General features: G+C 74.2%; 14 protein-coding genes. 6 read left to right on the top strand and 8 right to left on the bottom strand.

Going from position 1 to position 15,741, the window contains the following annotated elements:
- Positions 1-47: 47 nt before the first annotated feature.
- Together CRP52_RS28285 and CRP52_RS28280 are read right to left on the bottom strand one after the other, a co-directional pair.
- A complete protein-coding gene (locus CRP52_RS28285; RefSeq protein ID WP_097238970.1) occupies positions 48-599 on the bottom strand; it encodes a GNAT family N-acetyltransferase in 552 nt (183 codons plus the stop codon).
- 24 nt (positions 600-623) lie between these two features.
- On the bottom strand, positions 624-1,040 hold the full coding sequence (locus tag CRP52_RS28280; RefSeq protein ID WP_097238969.1) for an ankyrin repeat domain-containing protein: 417 nt from the start codon (positions 1,038-1,040) through the stop codon (positions 624-626).
- A gap of 394 nt (positions 1,041-1,434) precedes the next feature.
- On the opposite strand from CRP52_RS28280, the gene CRP52_RS28275 reads away from it, so the two are divergent.
- From CRP52_RS28275 to CRP52_RS28265, 3 genes are all read left to right on the top strand, one after another.
- Positions 1,435-1,629 carry a hypothetical protein gene (locus CRP52_RS28275; protein ID WP_097238968.1) on the top strand — a complete coding sequence of 65 codons (195 nt, stop codon included), beginning with the start codon at positions 1,435-1,437 and terminating at the stop codon, positions 1,627-1,629.
- Positions 1,630-1,750: 121 nt separating this feature from the next.
- On the top strand, positions 1,751-3,367 hold the full coding sequence (locus CRP52_RS28270) for a hypothetical protein (protein WP_097238967.1): 1,617 nt from the start codon (positions 1,751-1,753) through the stop codon (positions 3,365-3,367).
- A 285-nt stretch (positions 3,368-3,652) separates the two neighbouring features.
- On the top strand, positions 3,653-4,027 hold the full coding sequence (locus CRP52_RS28265) for an RNA polymerase-binding protein RbpA (protein ID WP_030058371.1): 375 nt from the start codon (positions 3,653-3,655) through the stop codon (positions 4,025-4,027).
- 89 nt (positions 4,028-4,116) lie between these two features.
- Here CRP52_RS28265 and fxsA read toward each other — a convergent pair whose 3' ends face one another.
- The 4 genes from fxsA to CRP52_RS28240 form a co-directional block, all read right to left on the bottom strand.
- Entirely contained in the window at positions 4,117-4,695 is a 579-nt protein-coding gene (fxsA, locus tag CRP52_RS28260; RefSeq protein WP_257032891.1) for an FxsA family membrane protein, read from the bottom strand.
- A gap of 55 nt (positions 4,696-4,750) precedes the next feature.
- Positions 4,751-6,397: an apolipoprotein N-acyltransferase gene (lnt, locus tag CRP52_RS28255; protein ID WP_097238965.1), complete on the bottom strand. Its 1,647-nt coding sequence runs from the start codon at positions 6,395-6,397 to the stop codon at positions 4,751-4,753.
- A gap of 659 nt (positions 6,398-7,056) precedes the next feature.
- Positions 7,057-8,664 (bottom strand): amidohydrolase, encoded by a 1,608-nt coding sequence (locus CRP52_RS28245; protein WP_097238964.1) that lies wholly within the window; start codon positions 8,662-8,664, stop codon positions 7,057-7,059.
- Between the two features lie 61 nt (positions 8,665-8,725).
- Complete coding sequence (locus CRP52_RS28240) at positions 8,726-9,166, bottom strand: Lrp/AsnC family transcriptional regulator (RefSeq protein WP_097238963.1); 441 nt, start codon at positions 9,164-9,166, stop codon at positions 8,726-8,728.
- Between the two features lie 241 nt (positions 9,167-9,407).
- On the opposite strand from CRP52_RS28240, the gene CRP52_RS38545 reads away from it, so the two are divergent.
- Entirely contained in the window at positions 9,408-9,902 is a 495-nt protein-coding gene (locus CRP52_RS38545; RefSeq protein ID WP_179852947.1) for a hypothetical protein, read from the top strand.
- A 187-nt stretch (positions 9,903-10,089) separates the two neighbouring features.
- On the opposite strand, the gene CRP52_RS28225 is transcribed toward CRP52_RS38545, so the two are convergent.
- Positions 10,090-11,253: an acyl-CoA dehydrogenase family protein gene (locus tag CRP52_RS28225; protein ID WP_097240396.1), complete on the bottom strand. Its 1,164-nt coding sequence runs from the start codon at positions 11,251-11,253 to the stop codon at positions 10,090-10,092.
- Positions 11,254-11,538: 285 nt separating this feature from the next.
- On the opposite strand from CRP52_RS28225, the gene CRP52_RS28220 reads away from it, so the two are divergent.
- Both CRP52_RS28220 and CRP52_RS28215 read left to right on the top strand, forming a co-directional pair.
- Entirely contained in the window at positions 11,539-12,141 is a 603-nt protein-coding gene (locus CRP52_RS28220) for a uridine kinase family protein (protein ID WP_257033145.1), read from the top strand.
- Positions 12,142-12,608: 467 nt separating this feature from the next.
- On the top strand, positions 12,609-14,678 hold the full coding sequence (locus CRP52_RS28215; RefSeq protein WP_097240395.1) for an AAA family ATPase: 2,070 nt from the start codon (positions 12,609-12,611) through the stop codon (positions 14,676-14,678).
- Positions 14,679-14,731: 53 nt separating this feature from the next.
- Here the strand turns inward: CRP52_RS28215 and CRP52_RS28210 are convergent, their stop codons facing one another.
- Positions 14,732-15,730, bottom strand: coding sequence for an NAD-dependent epimerase/dehydratase family protein (locus tag CRP52_RS28210; protein WP_097238961.1), 999 nt, complete (start codon positions 15,728-15,730; stop codon positions 14,732-14,734).
- Between the last annotated feature and the right edge of the window lie 11 nt (positions 15,731-15,741).

Below are 15,741 nucleotides of genomic sequence, written 5' to 3'. Positions count from 1 at the left end.
AGGACCGGTCGTCAGGGCGACCGGAACCTACCCGGGGCGGCGGCCGCTCAGACCGCCGCGACGGGCTCCTCGGCGGGCTCCTCGGCAGACTCCTCGCCGAGCTCCTTGCCGAGGCAGACGCTCAGCGGGTGGTCCTTGTAGAACCCGAACTTCCGGATCGCGACGTAGCCCTCGGACTTGTACAGCGCGATGGCCTCGGGCTGCTCGGTGCCGGTCTCCAGGACGAACCGGGTGCGGCCGGCCTCGACGGCCGTCCGCTCCAGGTGGCGCAGCACGGCCCGGGCCAGACCGCGGCCGCGGGCCCCGGGGACCACGAACATCCGCTTCAGCTCGGCGTCGCCGTCGCGCAGCCCGTCCGGGCCGCCCTGCTTGGCCCGCCAGCCGCCGCAGGCGACCGGACGGCCGTCCAGGTAGGCGATCAGGAAGAGTCCGGCCGGCGCCTCGAAGTCCTCGGGGCTCATCTCGGTGAAGTCGGGGTCGCCGTAGCGCCGGACGTACTCCTGCTGCACCTCCGCCGACAGGGCCTGGGCGTCGGGGTGGGCGTAGCCGGTGATGCGGAACTCGACGGTGCCGGTGTCCTTGGTCGCACTGGTGTCCATGGTCGAAGAGCCTACGGTCCCGGCTCAGCGGGCCTCGAACCGGGCGACCAGCTCCTCCTTGCCGAACATCCGGGCGGTGTCGACGGCGCTCGGGACGCCGGCGTGCGGGTCGGCGCCGCCGGCCAGCAGGGCGGTGAGCACGTCCTCGGCGCCCTTGAAGACGGCGCCGGCCAGCGGGGTCTGGCCGCGGTCGTTGGCGAGGTTCGGGTCGGCACCGTGCCGGAGCAGCACCTCGACGGTGGCGGCGTGGCCGTGGTACGCGGCGAGCATCACGAGGGTGTCGCCGCGGTCGTTGGTGAGGTCGGCCGGGGCCCCGGCCTCCAGGTAGGCGGTCAGGGTGTCGGTCTCCCCGGCCCGGGCGGCGTCGAAGAGCTTCCCGGCCAGGGCGATCACCTCGGCGTCGGGGGCGTCGGCGGGCTGCTGGCTGGCGGCGTCGGTCATGGCGGGCGGCCTTTCCGGTCGGTTCGTCGGGCGGTCACGGGCTGCGCCCAGGGCACGGTAGCGGCCGCCGCCGGAGCGGGCCAGCCGTCGTCCGTGATCCGGATGACGGCCCGGGCCGCCCCGACACGCGGCCGCACGGGTTGCACGGCCATCCGAGCGAACTTCCCGGACCCCCGGGAAACTTCCCGCCCACCCCCCGGGAATGCCTGGCGGCACCGAATCCCCGCAGCGACCGGCTCCACCCCGGCCGGTTCGCATACCGCCATCCGGTGTCCGGAACGGTATCGGACGGCAGAACCACCCATTTGCACCGTTCCATCATCTATTACTTTTTGTCACGATTAATGCACTTTCCGTAACACCCCCGCTTGTCCCCCCTCCCGAGGAGCGGATCGTGATCCTCTCGATTTCCGGCATCGTCCTGTTCGGCACCATCGCATTTCTCTTCTTCCGAAGGGACGGACTGAAGGTCTCCCACGCCATCGTCTGCGCCCTCTTCGGCTTCTACGTCGCCGGTTCGTCGATCGCCCCGAGCATCACCGCGGGCGGCGCCAGCCTCGCGAGCCTGCTCGGCGGCATCAGGTTCTAGCCGCCACTCTCCCCCGTTCCGGCCCGGGCGCGGATCCCACACCGCCCCGGGCCCCGTCGTACCCCACCGCCCCACCCGTCCCACACCTCCCACCCGTCCCACTCGCCCGGGGAGTCAAGGAATGCCGCTCCACCGCCACCTCAGCAAGGGCCGCGAGATCGCCCGGACCGCCGGGGACCACGCCTCCGACATGTTCGCCCCGCTCTCCGTCATCGGCCGCGGCCTGCGCCACCACGCCGACTGGGCCAAGGCCCGCTGGCAGGCCACCCCGAAGGAGCGCCGCGGCCCGACCCTCTTCCTGTCCGCCGCGATGCTGGTCGGCATCTACCTGCTGCCGCACGGACTGCTGTTCGCGCTGATCGCCCTGATGGCCAGCACCGCCTGGGCCGGACGCGCCCCCAAGGCCCCGCCCGCCCCGCCCGCGCCGGACGTCGCCGACCTCAAACTGACCGCCCTCTACTCCGCGCTCACCCCCTACCTGTGCGGCCCCGAGGACGCCAACCCGCTCTACCACTTCGAGGGCAGCTACAAGAACGCCTTCGGCTCCTGGGAGTTCGACGGCGAGGGCCGGCTCTCCCGGCTGGAGCTGAGCTACCCCGCGTACTTCACCGACACCGAGCCCGCCGCCCGGGCCCGGATCGAGCAGGTCGTCCAGGGCAAGGCCGGCCGGGCCCGGGAGTACCGCTTCGACTGGGACGAGGAGTCCAACCGGCTGAGGATCGCCGCGCTCGCCCCGCTGCCCACCGACGTCGTCGCCCAGCGCTTCGTCGCCACCCCCGGCGAGATCGTGCTCGGCTTCACCGACGAGGACGGCACCGCCCGGACCATCCCGGTCACCCAGGGCGGCACGACCGTCCAGCAGCCGCCGGTGGTCTGGCGCACCGGCCCGCGCTCCTCCGAACCGCACCTGCTGGCCCTCGGCGTCACCGGCTACGGCACCTCCAGCCTGCTGCGGTCGATCGCCCTGCAGGTCCTCCCGTACGCCGACCTGGTGGTGGTCGACGGCGCCGGGACCGGGGAGCACGCCTGCCTGGTGAACCGGCCCGGCGTGCACACCGTGGAGACCAGCCTGCACGGCGCGCTGGCCGCACTGGAGTGGGCCGCCCAGGAGACCGACCGGCGGCTCACCGCGCTCAACGCCGCCCGGCACGCCGGTACCGCCCCGCCCGAGGACGTCACCCGGCCGCTGTGGCTGCTGCTGGACCACCCGACCGAGCTGAGCGAACTCGCCCAGGCCGAGGGCCGCCCCGACCCGCAGGACCTGCTGGAACTGCCGCTGCGGCACGGCCGGGCCGCCCGGGTCACCGTGGTGATCGCCGACGACGTCGAGGCCCGGGACCGGATCACCCCCACCGTCCGCGCCACCACCCGGGCCCGCGTGGTGCTCGGCCCGGCCGGCCCCGACGAGGCCCGTGCCGCGCTCGGCGCACCGCTGGACATCGTGCCCGCCGCACACGCCCCGATCGGCCGCGGCTACGCCAGGGTCGGCAACGGCGCCCCGGTCCGGCTCCAGGTGCCCGCCACCGTCGACCCGCTGGACGACGAGGCCCCGGCCCCGCTGAGGGACGCGGTGATCGCCCTGCTGCCGCACCGCGACACCCGCATCGAGGCACCCGCCGGCACCCCGCCCCGCCCGGAGCGCCCGCCGACGGCCGCACCGGCCGATCCCGCCCCGGCCGCCCGCCCGGTCGACCTGGCCAAGGACGAACCGATGATCCGCCCACGTCCGATCTCCTGACCGGCCCGAAGGCTCCGGGTCGGGGCCGCCGAACGCCGTCAGAACCCGTCCCGGTACGCTCGTCACAGAAAGTCCGCACGATCACCAGATGTGAAATAGGTGACACCTGGGGTGATATCACCGGCCAGATGTGACAAATCGGGCGCAGGTGGGTACAAACAGGGGCGGCACGACAGACGACGCATGTCCCGGGACGGGAATCTTCGTCGGAAGCCGAGCGTTGACCGAACGACGAAGAACAGCGACCACTAGTCCTGTGGGCCATAAGCCCGGGAGGCACGATTCATGAGCGAGCGAGCTCTCCGCGGCACGCGACTCGGGGCCACTAGCTACGAGACCGACCGCGGTATCGATCTGGCTCCCCGCCAGACCGTCGAGTACGCATGTCAGAACGGACACCGATTCGAGGTTCCATTCTCGGTCGAGGCGGAGATCCCCGCAGTCTGGGAATGCCGCTTCTGTGGCCAGGAGGCAGCACTCCTCGACGGCGACGAGCCGGAGGAGAAGAAGACCAAGCCGACGCGCACCCATTGGGACATGCTGATGGAGCGCCGGACGCGCGAGGAGCTGGAGGAGGTGCTGGCCGAACGGCTGGCCGTGCTCCGCTCCGGCGGGATGAACCTCGCGGTGCACCCGCGAGACACCCGTAAGAGCGCCTGACCTCGCTCCCGCCGCGGCGGGAGGACGCGAAAAGGGACCCTGGTTTCCAGGGTCCCTTTCGCGTTGTCCGGTCTCTTTCGTGCGCTCCGTCACCCGGTGATCGGCGGGCGGTAGGTGGTGTCCGGGCCCTGCGGGCCGCGCGGTCCTGCCTCCGGCTCGACCACCTCGCCCTGGATGACCTTGCCGTCCGGGCGGTGGATGCGCAGCTGCTCCTGCAGTCGCATCGCGTCGGCGAACGGGTCGGCGCCGACGGTGGAGGTGGCGCGCATCGCCTTGTCGGCGACCCGCCGAGCGGCCGCTCGCCACAGCGCCCGGGTGGGCGGGAACAGCAGGGTCAGGGCCACCAGGTCGGACAGGAAGCCGGGGACGATCAGCAACAGGCCGGCCAGCACGGTCATGCTGGTGCCGGTCTGCGGCTGCGCGGACTGCGGGTTCTTGCTCTGCTCGATCGCCGCCGACAGCGCCTTCAGCCCGGCCCGCCTGATCAGCGACCCGCCGATCAGGGCGCCCGCGATCAGCAGCAGCAGGACGGTCAGGCCGCCCAGCCAGGAGCCGACCTGGACCAGCAGCCAGATCTCCAGCACCAGCCAGGCGGTGAGCAGCAACGGCAGCACCCGGCGGAGCTTTCCGCGCGGGGCCGGACGGGTGGGGGCAGCTTGCTGGGTCACGGTACGAATCCACTCCATGCGGTGCTCTGCGCGCCGCACGGGAGGTCCGGGCCGGCTACGGCACCACCTGGTCCAACGATTCCTGCCCGGCCGGTGTTCCGGCGCCCGACCGCCGACGGCGTCCGACCAGCACGGCAGCGCCGCAGGCCAGCAGGCCGCCGATGGCCAGCGTCCACTCCGGGGCGGCGCCGACCCGGTCGGCCACCGTGGTGCCGTCGCGCAGCGGGACGGTCGCCGACAGCTCGGCCGGCGTCAGCTCCTGGGTGCGCTGCTGGACGGTGCCGTCCGGGGCGATCACGGCACTGATGCCGCTGGTGGCGGCGATCAGCACCGCCCGGCCGTGTTCGACCGCCCGCAGCCGGCTCATCGCGAGCTGCTGCTCGGGCTGGCCGGTCTTGGCGTAGGTCGCATTGTTGGTCTGGACCACCAGGACGCGGGCGCCGCTGTCCACGGTGTCGCTGACGATCTCGTCGTACGCGACCTCGAAGCAGATCACGTCGCCGATCCGGGCCGGGCCGAGCTGCATCACGCCGTTGTGGTCGCCGGGGTAGAAGTCCCGGGCGACCCGCTGGAGGCGGGTGATCACCTTCATCAGCTGGGCACGGAACGGCACGTACTCGCCGAACGGGACGGGGTGCTGCTTGGTGTAGGAGGCGCCGGGGCCGGTTGCCGGATCCCAGACGATGCCCTCGTTCTGGACGTGCTGGGCGTCCGGGCCGTCCACCAGGGTGCCGACCAGGGTGGGCACGCCGATCGCCTTGACGGCCTCGTCGATGCGCAGGCGGGCCAGCGGATCGCTGAACGGGTCGAGGTCGGAGGAGTTCTCCGGCCAGATCACGATCTCCGGGCGCTCGACCTTGCCGGCCGCGACGTCGGCGGCCAGGCGCTCGGTGGCCGTGGCGTGGTTGTTGAGGACCATCATCGGGCGGCCGAGGAAGTCCATGCCCGGGTTGGGCACGTTGCCCTGGACGATGGCGACCTTCACGGAGTCGGCCGCGGCGGTGGGCACCGGGACGAGGTAGCCGGCGAGCAGCGCCGCCACGGCGCCGAGCGCCGCCAGTGCCGCCGTCTTCGGGGCCTTGCCCGGCCCGCGCAGGCGCAGCGCCGCCCAGGCGAGCAGGCCGCCGGACAGGGCCACCGCGAAGGTCACCAGCGGCGCACCGCCGAGCGCGGCCAGCGGGGTGTACGGGGTGGCGGTGTTGGCGAAGGCCAGCCGGCCCCAGGGGAAGCCGCCGAGCGGCAGCCGGTCGCGGGCCCACTCCTGGGTGATCCACAGGCAGGCCGTCCAGAGCGGCCAGCCGGGCAGCCGGGAGACGAGGGCCAGTGCGCCGCCGAGCAGTGCCAGGAACAGCGCCTCGACGATCGACAGGCCGACCGTGGCGTCCCAGCCGACCACCCGCAGCCAGCTGAGCAGCATCAGGAAGAACGGCAGGCCGAAGGCGAAGCCCGTCCACAGGCCCTGACGGAAGGTGCGGCCCCGGGTGAGCAGGGAGAGCGCGGCGACGCCGAGCAGCGACAGCGGCCAGAGGTCGTACGGCGGGAAGGCGAGGGCGAGCAGCAGGCCGGCCAGGGCCGCGAGGCCGGTCCGGGGCAGGCCGGCACGGACCTTGGCGAGCGCCCGGGCGCCGCGGCCCGGGCGGGGCGCCGGCTCCTGCGGCTCGGGGGCGGTCCCGGACCGCTCCTGGGTGACGGGACTGGCCACCGGCGCACCATCTTCCTGGGGCTTGCTGTTTCGGACGCTGTGCGAAGAAGGTACCCCGGAACGCCGGTGGGACGTGAGGTGAGGGTGCCGGGCCCGAACCGGCTGGCCAGCGGGCGGTGTAGCGGATCTCGCCGAGTGGCCACTGCTCGGCGAGCCAGGTGGAGACGGCGTGGTGGAGCGGGGCGTCCAGGTGGGCGCGGTCGGCCCGGACCCAGGAGCTGACGCCGACCGCGGACGGGTCCTCGCGGTCCGGGTAGATGTAGACGCAGCCGATCACCTCGCTCCCCTCGGGTTCCAGGACGGTGTAGGTGAAGCCGGTCCGCGCGGCGAAGTCGGCGGCGTGGCGGCGCAGGTCTTCGAGGTTGCGCTCCGGCGACATCCCCTCGACGGGAGGCCAGCTGCCGCCGACGAAGCCGGGGGTGGCGCGGATGTGCTCGATGCTGCCGGTCCAGGCCGCATGGTCGGAGGCGTTGTGCTGCTCGCCCAGGGGCTCCAGGCGGAACTCCGGGGCGAGCAGTTCGCGCGGGACGGTGAAGTCGGCGGGGACCAGCGGATGGGTCGTCATGGCGATCAACCTACGACCGGTGCCGCGCCGCTTCAGCCGGTTTTGCCGTCGGTAGGCGGCGACCCGTCGCCGGGCGGCCACCGCTGGTCGGCGGCTACCGCCGGTGGACGGTGCGGCCGCGGACCACGGTGCGCAGGCAGGTCGGCAGCGGGTGGCCCGGGGTGAGGTCGGGCAGGCCGGGGGTGCCGGAGCGCGGGTCGGTGGACCAGCCGGCGACCCGGGAGTCGGGGGCCTGGACGACCAGCTCGCCGGCGGCCCAGATCGCGTAGCTGGCGACGGCTCCGGGCACCAGCACGCCGTCCTGGTCTCGGCCGATCGCTCGCCAGCCGCCGCGGGTGTGGGCGGTGAAGGCGGCGCGGACCGAGATCCGGTGGTCGAGGGTCCGGTGGAAGGCCGCGGCGCGGACGGTGCCCCAGGGGTCGAGCGGGGTGACCGGGGCGTCCGAGCCGAAGGCCAGCGGGACGCCGGCCCGCAGCAGGGCGGCGAAGGGGTTGAGGGCCGCGGCCCGCTCGGCGCCCAGGCGCTGGACGTACATGCCCTCCGGGCCGCCCCAGGCGGCGTCGAAGGCGGGCTGGACGGAGGCGGTGAGGCCCAGCTCGGCGAAGGCGGCGATCGACGTGTCGTCCAGGGCCTCGGCGTGCTCGACGCGGTGGCGCAGGGCCTTCACCCGGCCGGCGCCGACCCGCTCGCCGGCCGCCCGGACGCCCTCGATGACGGCCGCCACGGCCGCGTCGCCGATGGCGTGGAAGCCGGCCTGCAGCCCGGCCTCGGTGCAGGCGGCGACGTGGTCGGCGACCTGCTCGGCCGTCAGGTAGGCGGTGCCGGTGTGCTCGGCGTCGTCGTACGGGCTGTGCAGGCAGGCGGTGCGGGAGCCGATCGCGCCGTCCACGAAGAGGTCGCCGCCGGCGCCGACCGCGCCGAGCCGGCGGGCCGTCTCCACGCCGCCCAGCTCTCCCCAGTAGCCGAAGACCTCGGGGCCCTCGCCCTCGGCGGCCAGCGCCAGCAGGGCTGCCAGGTCCTGCTCGGAGGAGATCTCCGGCCCGGCGCACTCGTGCAGGGCACCGATGCCGAGTTCGGCGGCGCGGGCCAGGGTGGCGCGCTGGGCGCGGCGGCGCTGCTCGGGGGTGAGGCGGGCCAGCGCGGTCTGCCGGACGACGTGGTGGGCGTCCTTGGTGAGCGGACCGTCGGCGGCGTACCCGGGCCGTTCGGCGAGGCCGTCGGTGAGGGTGCGCAGGGCGGTGGTGGCGAGCGCGGAGTGCACGTCGGTGCGGGAGAGGTAGAGCGCGGCGCCGCGGGCGGCCTCGTCCAGTTCGGCGAGGGTCGGCGGGCGGCCCTCGGGCCAGGCGCTCTCGTCCCAGCCGTGGCCGATCAGCACCCCGCCGGGCTCGGCCTGGGCGTCCACGAAGGCGGTGACGGCCGCCAGGGCGGCGGCCAGCGAGGGGCTGCCGGTGAGGTCGAGGCCGGTGAGCGCCAGGCCGGTGGCGGTGGCGTGCACGTGGGCGTCCACGAAGGCCGGGGTGACCAGGGCGCCGTCCAGTTCGACCACCTCGTCGGCGCTCGCGGCGTACGCCTCGGCGGCGCCGTCGCTGCCGACCCAGGCGATGTGCTCGCCTTCCACGAGCATCGCGGTGGCGAAGGGGTCGGCGGGGCTGTAGACGGCGCCGCCGCGCAGCAGGACGGTCCGGGAGGTGCGTTCGGTCATGGCGCCAAGTCTGCACCCCGCCCGTTCGGGGTCAGAGCTTCGGGGGTCGGGGATTCGGCAGTCAGAGCTTCGGGGGCCGGGCCTCGTACGGGGTGGACAGCACGACGGTCGTACGGGTGGAGACGCCGGCGGCGCTGCGGATGCGCGCGAGCAGGTCCTCCAGGTCGCCGGGGGCGCCGACGCGGACCTTGAGGATGTAGTTCTCGTCGCCCGCGACGCTGTGGCACGCCTCGATCTCGGGCAGGCCGGCCAGGCGCTCCGGGGTGTCGTCCGGGGCGCTGGGGTCGAAGGGTTTGACCGAGATGAAAGCGGTCAGCGCCAGGTCGACCGAGTCGGGGTCGACGATCGCGGTGTAGCCGCGGATCACCCCGCGCTGTTCGAGGCGGCGCACGCGCTGGTGCACCGCCGAGGTGGACAGGCCGGTGGCCTTGCCCAGGTCCGTGTAGCTCATCCGGCCGTCCTCAAGCAGCAGCTGGACGATGCGTTGGTCGAGATCCTCCACAGTCCGTCAACCTACCCGGTCGGGTGCACGGGGGGCGCACGAGGTGGCACGAGAGCGGCAGGAGCAAGCACCGCAGGTGCGGGGCGGGGCACATGCCGCGTGAATGTGGCAGCGGATGTGGTCAAGGACACACCCGGTGCATCACGGTGCACAACACCGCAGGGTTATGAGTCCGAATCGCAGGGAAGTGCTGGTTGTGGCCCTGGACGACCAAGTCGGGCCCGATCCTAGGGGGATCCTCATGCCTGCTACTGACCAGCGCGAGCTGGCCGCCGACGAGACCGACGATATGACCGGCCGCGACGACCTCGCGGTCGACCACGCGCCGGGCGCCGAGCTCGGCGAGGCCGAGACCTGGGAGATCTTCCGGGTCCACTGCCCCGAATGCCGCCGCCCGATCGCCCTGGTGGCGGACGAGGAGCGGCTGCCGGAGCACGCCCTGCTGCCGACCGCCTGGAACCCCTTCGCCCCCGCGGTCTGCCCTGGTTCGGGCACGCCGACCGACGACCTCGCGGAGGTGGAGGCCCCGGCGGACGCCCAACCGACCGGATTCGGGGCCCTGTTCAAGCTCCCGAGCGAACTGGACTGGCGCACCCAGCCGTTCTCGCACGCGGTGGCGCACTGCCCGGTGCGGGTCGCGGCGATCGGCCAGGCCGTGCCCGCCCTCGCCTCCGTCCCGACGGTCTCCGCGCTCCGTGCCATCCCGGAGCAGCGCCGCCGGCTCGTCCGGCACTGACGGTCGGAGCAACGCGGGCCGGTCGGAGCAACGCCGGCAGGTCGGCGCACCGCACCGCCCGCGGCGCACCACCAGAACGCCTCCGGCCGTCACTCCGCACCCTGGAGTGACGGCCGGAGGCCGTGCACGGGGAAGGCGCCGGGTCGCCGCGGGGCGCCCGGCCCTCCCGGGGGCGTCAGCCCGTGGTTCAGCCCTTGGTGAGGTGGCGGCCGATCACCAGGCGCTGGATCTGGTTGGTGCCCTCGACGATCTGCAGCACCTTGGCCTCGCGCATGAAGCGCTCGGCTGGGAAGTCCTGGGTGTAGCCGTAGCCGCCGAGCACCTGGACGGCGTCGGTGGTCACCCGCATCACCGTGTCGGTGCAGAACAGCTTGGCCATCGCCGCCTCCTTGGAGAACGGCCGGCCCGCGTCCTTCAGGCGCGCGGCGGACAGGTAGAGCGCACGGCCCGCCTCGATCTGGGTGGCCATGTCGGCGAGCATGAAGGACAGGCCCTGGAACTCGGCGATCGGACGGCCGAACTGGCGCCGGGTGCGCGCGTAGTCGACCGCGAGGTCGAGCGCGGCCTGGGCGACGCCGATCGCACACGCGGCGATGCCGAGGCGGCCGGAGTCCAGCGCGGCGAGCGCGATCTGGAAGCCCTGGCCCTCCTCGCCGATCAGCCGCTCGCGGGGCACCCGGGCACCGTCGAAGTGCAGTTGCGCGGTCGGCGAGGAGCGCATGCCCATCTTCTGCTCCGGCGGGGCCGAGGACAGGCCCTGCTGGGTGCCGGGGACGAGCAGGCAGCTGATGCCCTTGGGCCCCTCCTCGCCGGTGCGCACCAGGGCGCTGTAGAAGTCGGCCTGGCCGCCGTGGGTGATCCACGCCTTGGTCCCGTTCACCACGTACGCCTCGCCGTCGAGGTCCGCACGGGTGCGCAGCGCGGCCGCGTCGGAGCCGGACTGCGGCTCGGAGAGGCAGTAGGCGCCGAGCTGTTCGCCGGAGAGCATGCCGGGCAGCCACGTGTCGCGTTGCTCGTCGCTGCCGAAGGTGGCCAGCGCGTGGCAGGACAGGGTGTGCACGCTCACGCCGAGGCCGATCGCCAGCCAGCCGGCCGACAGCTCCTCCAGGACCGGCAGGTACACCTCGTAGGGCTGCTCGCCGCCGCCGTGCTTCTCGTCGTACGGGAGGGAGAGCAGGCCCGCCTCGCCGAGGGTGCGGAAGACCTCCCGCGGGAAGCGGCCGGCGGCCTCGTCCTCCGCCGCGCGCGGCTGGAGCTCGCGCCGGACCAGGTCCCGGGTGAGGCTCAGCAGCTCGCGCGCCTCCTCACTGGGCAGCTGGCGCTCCACGGCTATCACAGGGGAGGGGGTCATGGCGGTGGTCGCCTCCTCGATCGGGCGACGGACCGGCCTGTCGGCTGGTCCGGCGCGGGTGTGGCAGGTCGGACCGACCTTCACCGGGTTGCGGTGAACGGTCGTTCACAGGCGTGGCGAAGCGAGTATGCCCGAAACCCGCGCTGCCGTCACGACCTGCACAGATGAACTGTCCGCAGTGGTGGGGTACGGCACCGTAGGGTTGACGTTGTGGCTGCTTTCGGACCCTCCTCCTCCCCCTCCCGGCACTCCCCGGTCGACGGGCCGAGCGCGCTCGCGGTCGAGCTGAGCGCGCTCGCCGCGGAGCTGCGGGCGCTGCCGCCCTCCTGCGGGCCGGTGCGGCTGGTCGCGGTGGACGGGCACGCGGGCTCCGGGAAGACGACCTTCGCCGGGCGCCTGTCGGCGGCACTGGGCGGGGCGCCGGTGGTGCACCTGGACGACCTGGCCACCCACGGCGAGCTCTTCGAGTGGACCGGGCGGCTGCGCGAGCAGGTGCTGGAGCCGCTGGCGGCCGGCCGGGACGCCGCGTACCGGGTGTACGACTGGACGCTGCGCCGCTTCGCGGGCACGGCCGCGGTGCCGGCCGCCCCGGTCGTGCTGGTCGAGGGGGTCGGCTCGGGCCGGCGGGCGGTGCGGCCGTGGCTGGCCCGGGTGATCTGGATGGAGCTGGACGCCGGTGCGGCCCGCCGCCGGGGCGAGGAGCGGGACGGCCCGGAACTGGCCGAGTTCTGGGCGGGCTGGGCCCGGGCCGAATCGGCGCATTTCGCCGACGACCCGAGCCGCCCGTACGCCGCGACGCGGGTCGACGGGGTGACCGGCCGGATCGCGCCGGGCACCGTCGGTGAAACTTCAACAAGCGCCTTGACCTGCGACATCGCCAGGACTTAGGTTCTCCTCAGTCGCCGGAACGAAAGCGTCCGGTGCCTCGGACCCGGCGTCCCCGGCTTGTTCCCCCGTGAGCCGGGGGCGCCGTCCGGTCCTCTTTCCGAAACCCGCTCCCCCGCCTTTCTGCGCCGCTCCTCCGGCGCCCGGTTCGGCAGCTGTTTCGACACCCGTCCTGGCGTCCGTTTCGACGCCCCTTCGACACCGTTCCCGGTGCCCGGCCGCTCAACGGCCGCTCGCCCGATCACATTTGACCCCGTTAGGCACCCTTCCGGATCAGCCCCGCGCCGGTACGATTTCCTGGCGGGCGCATATGCGCCGCAGGGGCTCGACGACCACCGGTCAGGCAGCGCGCACGCGAGTCACCGGCCGGGCCCCGGGCCACACCGCGGGGGGCGTGAGTGACGGTGGACAGTTCGGACAGCACGGCGGGCGGCCCGGACCGGCTCGCCGACCGGGCCTGGCTTCGCGCCATGGACGCCTACACGGCCGGCGCGTACGCCCGGGCCGAGGAGGAGTTCCGGGCGGCCGTCCGGCTGGACCCGGGCATGGCCGACGCCTGGCTCGGCCTGCACGCGCTGCGCAGCGACACCTCGGCGGCGCTGCTGGCGATGTACCGGCACCAGAAGCGGTTCGGCGAACAGCGGCGGCTGCACCGACGGCCGCTCAGTTCCTGGTACTGGCTGGGCTGGTGGGTGCAGCCCGTGCTGGAGGACGCCCGCGACCTCGCGCTGGCGCACGCCTCGCACTGGCTGGACGGCCGCCACCTCGCCGAGCTGGACCGGGCGTTGGAGCAGTGCCCGGCCCCCAGCGAGGACCCGTCCGCCCGCTTCCTGTACGCCTGCCGGTCCTACCTGCTCAAGGACTGGGAGCAGCTGATCCGGGACACCGACCGGCTGCTGGACGACCCGATGCTCGGCATCGAGGCCGGGCTGTTCGCCGGCATGGCCCGGGTAAGGCTGGACATGTGCGCGCAGGCGCAGGCGCCGCTGGCCGCCTCGCTGGCCCGCTGCCGCTCCGAGCAGCCGCAGCGCAAGGAGCTGCGGTACTGGCTGGCCCGGGCGTACGAGGGGGCCGGGCGCAGTGCGGCGGCGCTGCCGCTGTACCGGGCGGTGCACCGGGCCGACCCGGCGTTCATGGACACCGCGGCCCGGCTGGCCGCCATCTCGGCCGAGGACGAGCTCTCGGACGGGCTCGCGGGTGGGCTCGCGGAGGCGCTGGCGGGTGGGCTCGCGGACGGGCTGCCGGCGGGCGGGCGTTCGGGCGGGGCCGAGGACGCCGGGCTGGACGTCGGGCCGGAGGTCGGGCCGGACGCCGAGGTCGGGCTCCCGGACGACGCCGGGTACGCCGCCGGGCCGGGGTACGGCGAGGAGTTCGAGGACGGGGTCGGGCAGGGCGGTGCGACCGTGTCCGGCGACGGGGTGCTGGACGACGTGATGCCGAACGGGGGCGTACCGTCCGGGGCGCCGACCGGCGGACCGGCGGTGGACTCCGGCCTCGCGGACTCCGATCTCGCGGACGGCCGCCCGGCAGGCAGGACGCCCGTCGACGGCGCACCGCAGGCCGCCGGGGAGCGGTCCGGGTCGGGCGGCGCCCAGGGCGGCCCCTCCGCGCCTCCGCCGCTGCCGGTCCGCGGCCAGCCGCAGCCCCGGTCGGCGGCCGAGCCCGCACCTCGACCGGACAGTGACGAACGGGAGCTGGACGCCGCCCTGGCCGAACTCTCGCTGATGGTCGGCATGGAGCCGGTGAAGCGCCAAGTCCGGGCGCTGTCAGCCCAGTTGAGAATGTCGCGACTGCGGGCCGCCCAGGGCCTGCCGGTCCAGCCACCCAAGCGCCACTTCGTCTTCTCCGGCCCCTCCGGCACCGGCAAGACCACCGTGGCCCGCATCCTCGGCCGGGTCTTCCACGCCCTCGGCCTGCTCTCCGGCGACCACCTGGTGGAGGCCCAACGAGCCGACCTGGTGGGCGAGTTCCTCGGCCAGACCGCGGTCAAGGCGAACGAGCTGATCGACTCCGCGCTGGACGGCGTGCTGTTCATCGACGAGGCGTACAGCCTCTCCAACTCCGGCTACACCAAGGGCGACGCCTACGGCGACGAAGCGCTCCAGGTACTGCTCAAACGCGCCGAGGACAACCGGGACCGGCTGGTGGTGATCCTGGCCGGCTACCCCGAGGGCATGAACCGGCTGCTCGCCACCAACCCCGGCCTCAACTCCCGCTTCACCACCCGGGTCGACTTCCCGAGCTACCGCCCCGGCGAGCTGACCGCGATCGGCGCCGCGCTGGCCGGCCGGGACGGCGACGGCTGGGACGAGGATGCCGCCGAGGAGCTGGCCAGCATCTGCACCCACGTGGTCCGCGAGGGCTGGATCGACGAGCTGGGCAACGGGAGGTTCATCCGGACCCTGTACGAGAAGTCCTGCGCCTACCGGGACCTGCGGCTGTCGCTGCTGCGCGAGCCGCCCGGGCGGGAGGACCTGGCCACTCTGCGCCTGCCGGACCTCGTCCAGGCGTACGGGGAACTGATCGACGGCCGGGGCTGAGCCCCGGACCGGCGGACAGGCCCAAGGGCGTGTCCTGCCGCCCGACGCGGGAGTCACAGCCCGGCTGATCCCTTGAGCAGCGCGGCCTCCCGGTCGGGGTCGAGGCCGACGGTGGCCCGGTCGGAGCGTTGCGGGGCGGTGCCGCCGATCTCCTGCAGCCAGGCCCAGGTGGACTCGACCGTCTCCGCGACCGGGCGGCAGCGCAGCCCGGCGCCGACGGCACGCTCGACCGAGCCGGTGTGCAGGAAGTCGTACAGCTCGCCGGGGGCCAGCCAGATCGGCAGCTCGGTCCACGGCTCGATGCCCGCCGCCAGGATCCGCTCGGGCTCGGTCCAGCGCAGCTCGGCGTCCGAGCCGGTGGCCCGCACGCAGGCCTCCAGCAGCTCGCCCATCGTGGCGTGGCCGGACGGGCTGACCACGTTGTACGGGCCGGCGAGGCGGGCCACCGCGGCGTCCAGGGCCCAGGCCGCGAGGTCGCGGGCGTCGACGTACTGCAGCGCCAGCTCGCGCGGCCCGGGGGCGAGCACCGGGCCGCCCCGGGCGATCCGGTTCAGCCACCAGGGCAGGCGGCCGATGTTCTCGTGCGGGCCGAGGATCAGTCCGGCGCGGGCCAGCAGGGCCTGCCCGCCGAACTCCGCCTCCAGCGCCAGCTCGGCGCCGCGCTTGGCCTCGGCGTAGGGCACCTCGCCGGTGAGGTCCGGCGAGGAGGCCACCACCGGCGCCGACTCGCCCGCGTCGGCGGCCAGCGGGTACGCGTACACCGACCGGCTGGAGACGTACCCGTAGTGGCCGACCCGGCCCTTCAGGGCCCGGGCGCTGTCGCGCACCGCCGCCGGGGCCCAGGACCAGGTGTCCACCACCGCGTCCCACTCCTGCGTCCCGAGCGCGGCGAGCCCGTCCTCGGCCGTGCGGTCGCCCTCCAGCACCCGGACGCCGTCGGGCGCGGGCTGTGTGCCGCGGTTGAGGGCCGTCACCTCCCAGCCCCTGGCCAGCGCCTCCTCGGCGACGACCCGTCCGACGAACTTCGTTCCACCCAGCAGGAGAAGTCTCATGCCGGCCACTC

The sequence above is a fragment of the Streptomyces sp. 1331.2 genome, assembly GCF_900199205.1.
Lineage (GTDB): Bacteria > Actinomycetota > Actinomycetes > Streptomycetales > Streptomycetaceae > Kitasatospora.
This window is presented reverse-complemented; position numbering and strand designations above follow the sequence as displayed.

Coding starts and splice junctions, on each gene's coding strand:
- CRP52_RS28285 (WP_097238970.1), bottom strand. CDS start 599: ATGGACACCAGTGCGACCAAGGACACCGGCACCGTCGAGTTCCGCATC.
- CRP52_RS28280 (WP_097238969.1), bottom strand. CDS start 1,040: ATGACCGACGCCGCCAGCCAGCAGCCCGCCGACGCCCCCGACGCCGAG.
- CRP52_RS28270 (WP_097238967.1), top strand. CDS start 1,751: ATGCCGCTCCACCGCCACCTCAGCAAGGGCCGCGAGATCGCCCGGACC.
- CRP52_RS28265 (WP_030058371.1), top strand. CDS start 3,653: ATGAGCGAGCGAGCTCTCCGCGGCACGCGACTCGGGGCCACTAGCTAC.
- CRP52_RS28245 (WP_097238964.1), bottom strand. CDS start 8,664: ATGACCGAACGCACCTCCCGGACCGTCCTGCTGCGCGGCGGCGCCGTC.
- CRP52_RS38545 (WP_179852947.1), top strand. CDS start 9,408: ATGCCTGCTACTGACCAGCGCGAGCTGGCCGCCGACGAGACCGACGAT.
- CRP52_RS28225 (WP_097240396.1), bottom strand. CDS start 11,253: ATGACCCCCTCCCCTGTGATAGCCGTGGAGCGCCAGCTGCCCAGTGAG.
- CRP52_RS28215 (WP_097240395.1), top strand. CDS start 12,609: ATGGACGCCTACACGGCCGGCGCGTACGCCCGGGCCGAGGAGGAGTTC.
- CRP52_RS28210 (WP_097238961.1), bottom strand. CDS start 15,730: ATGAGACTTCTCCTGCTGGGTGGAACGAAGTTCGTCGGACGGGTCGTC.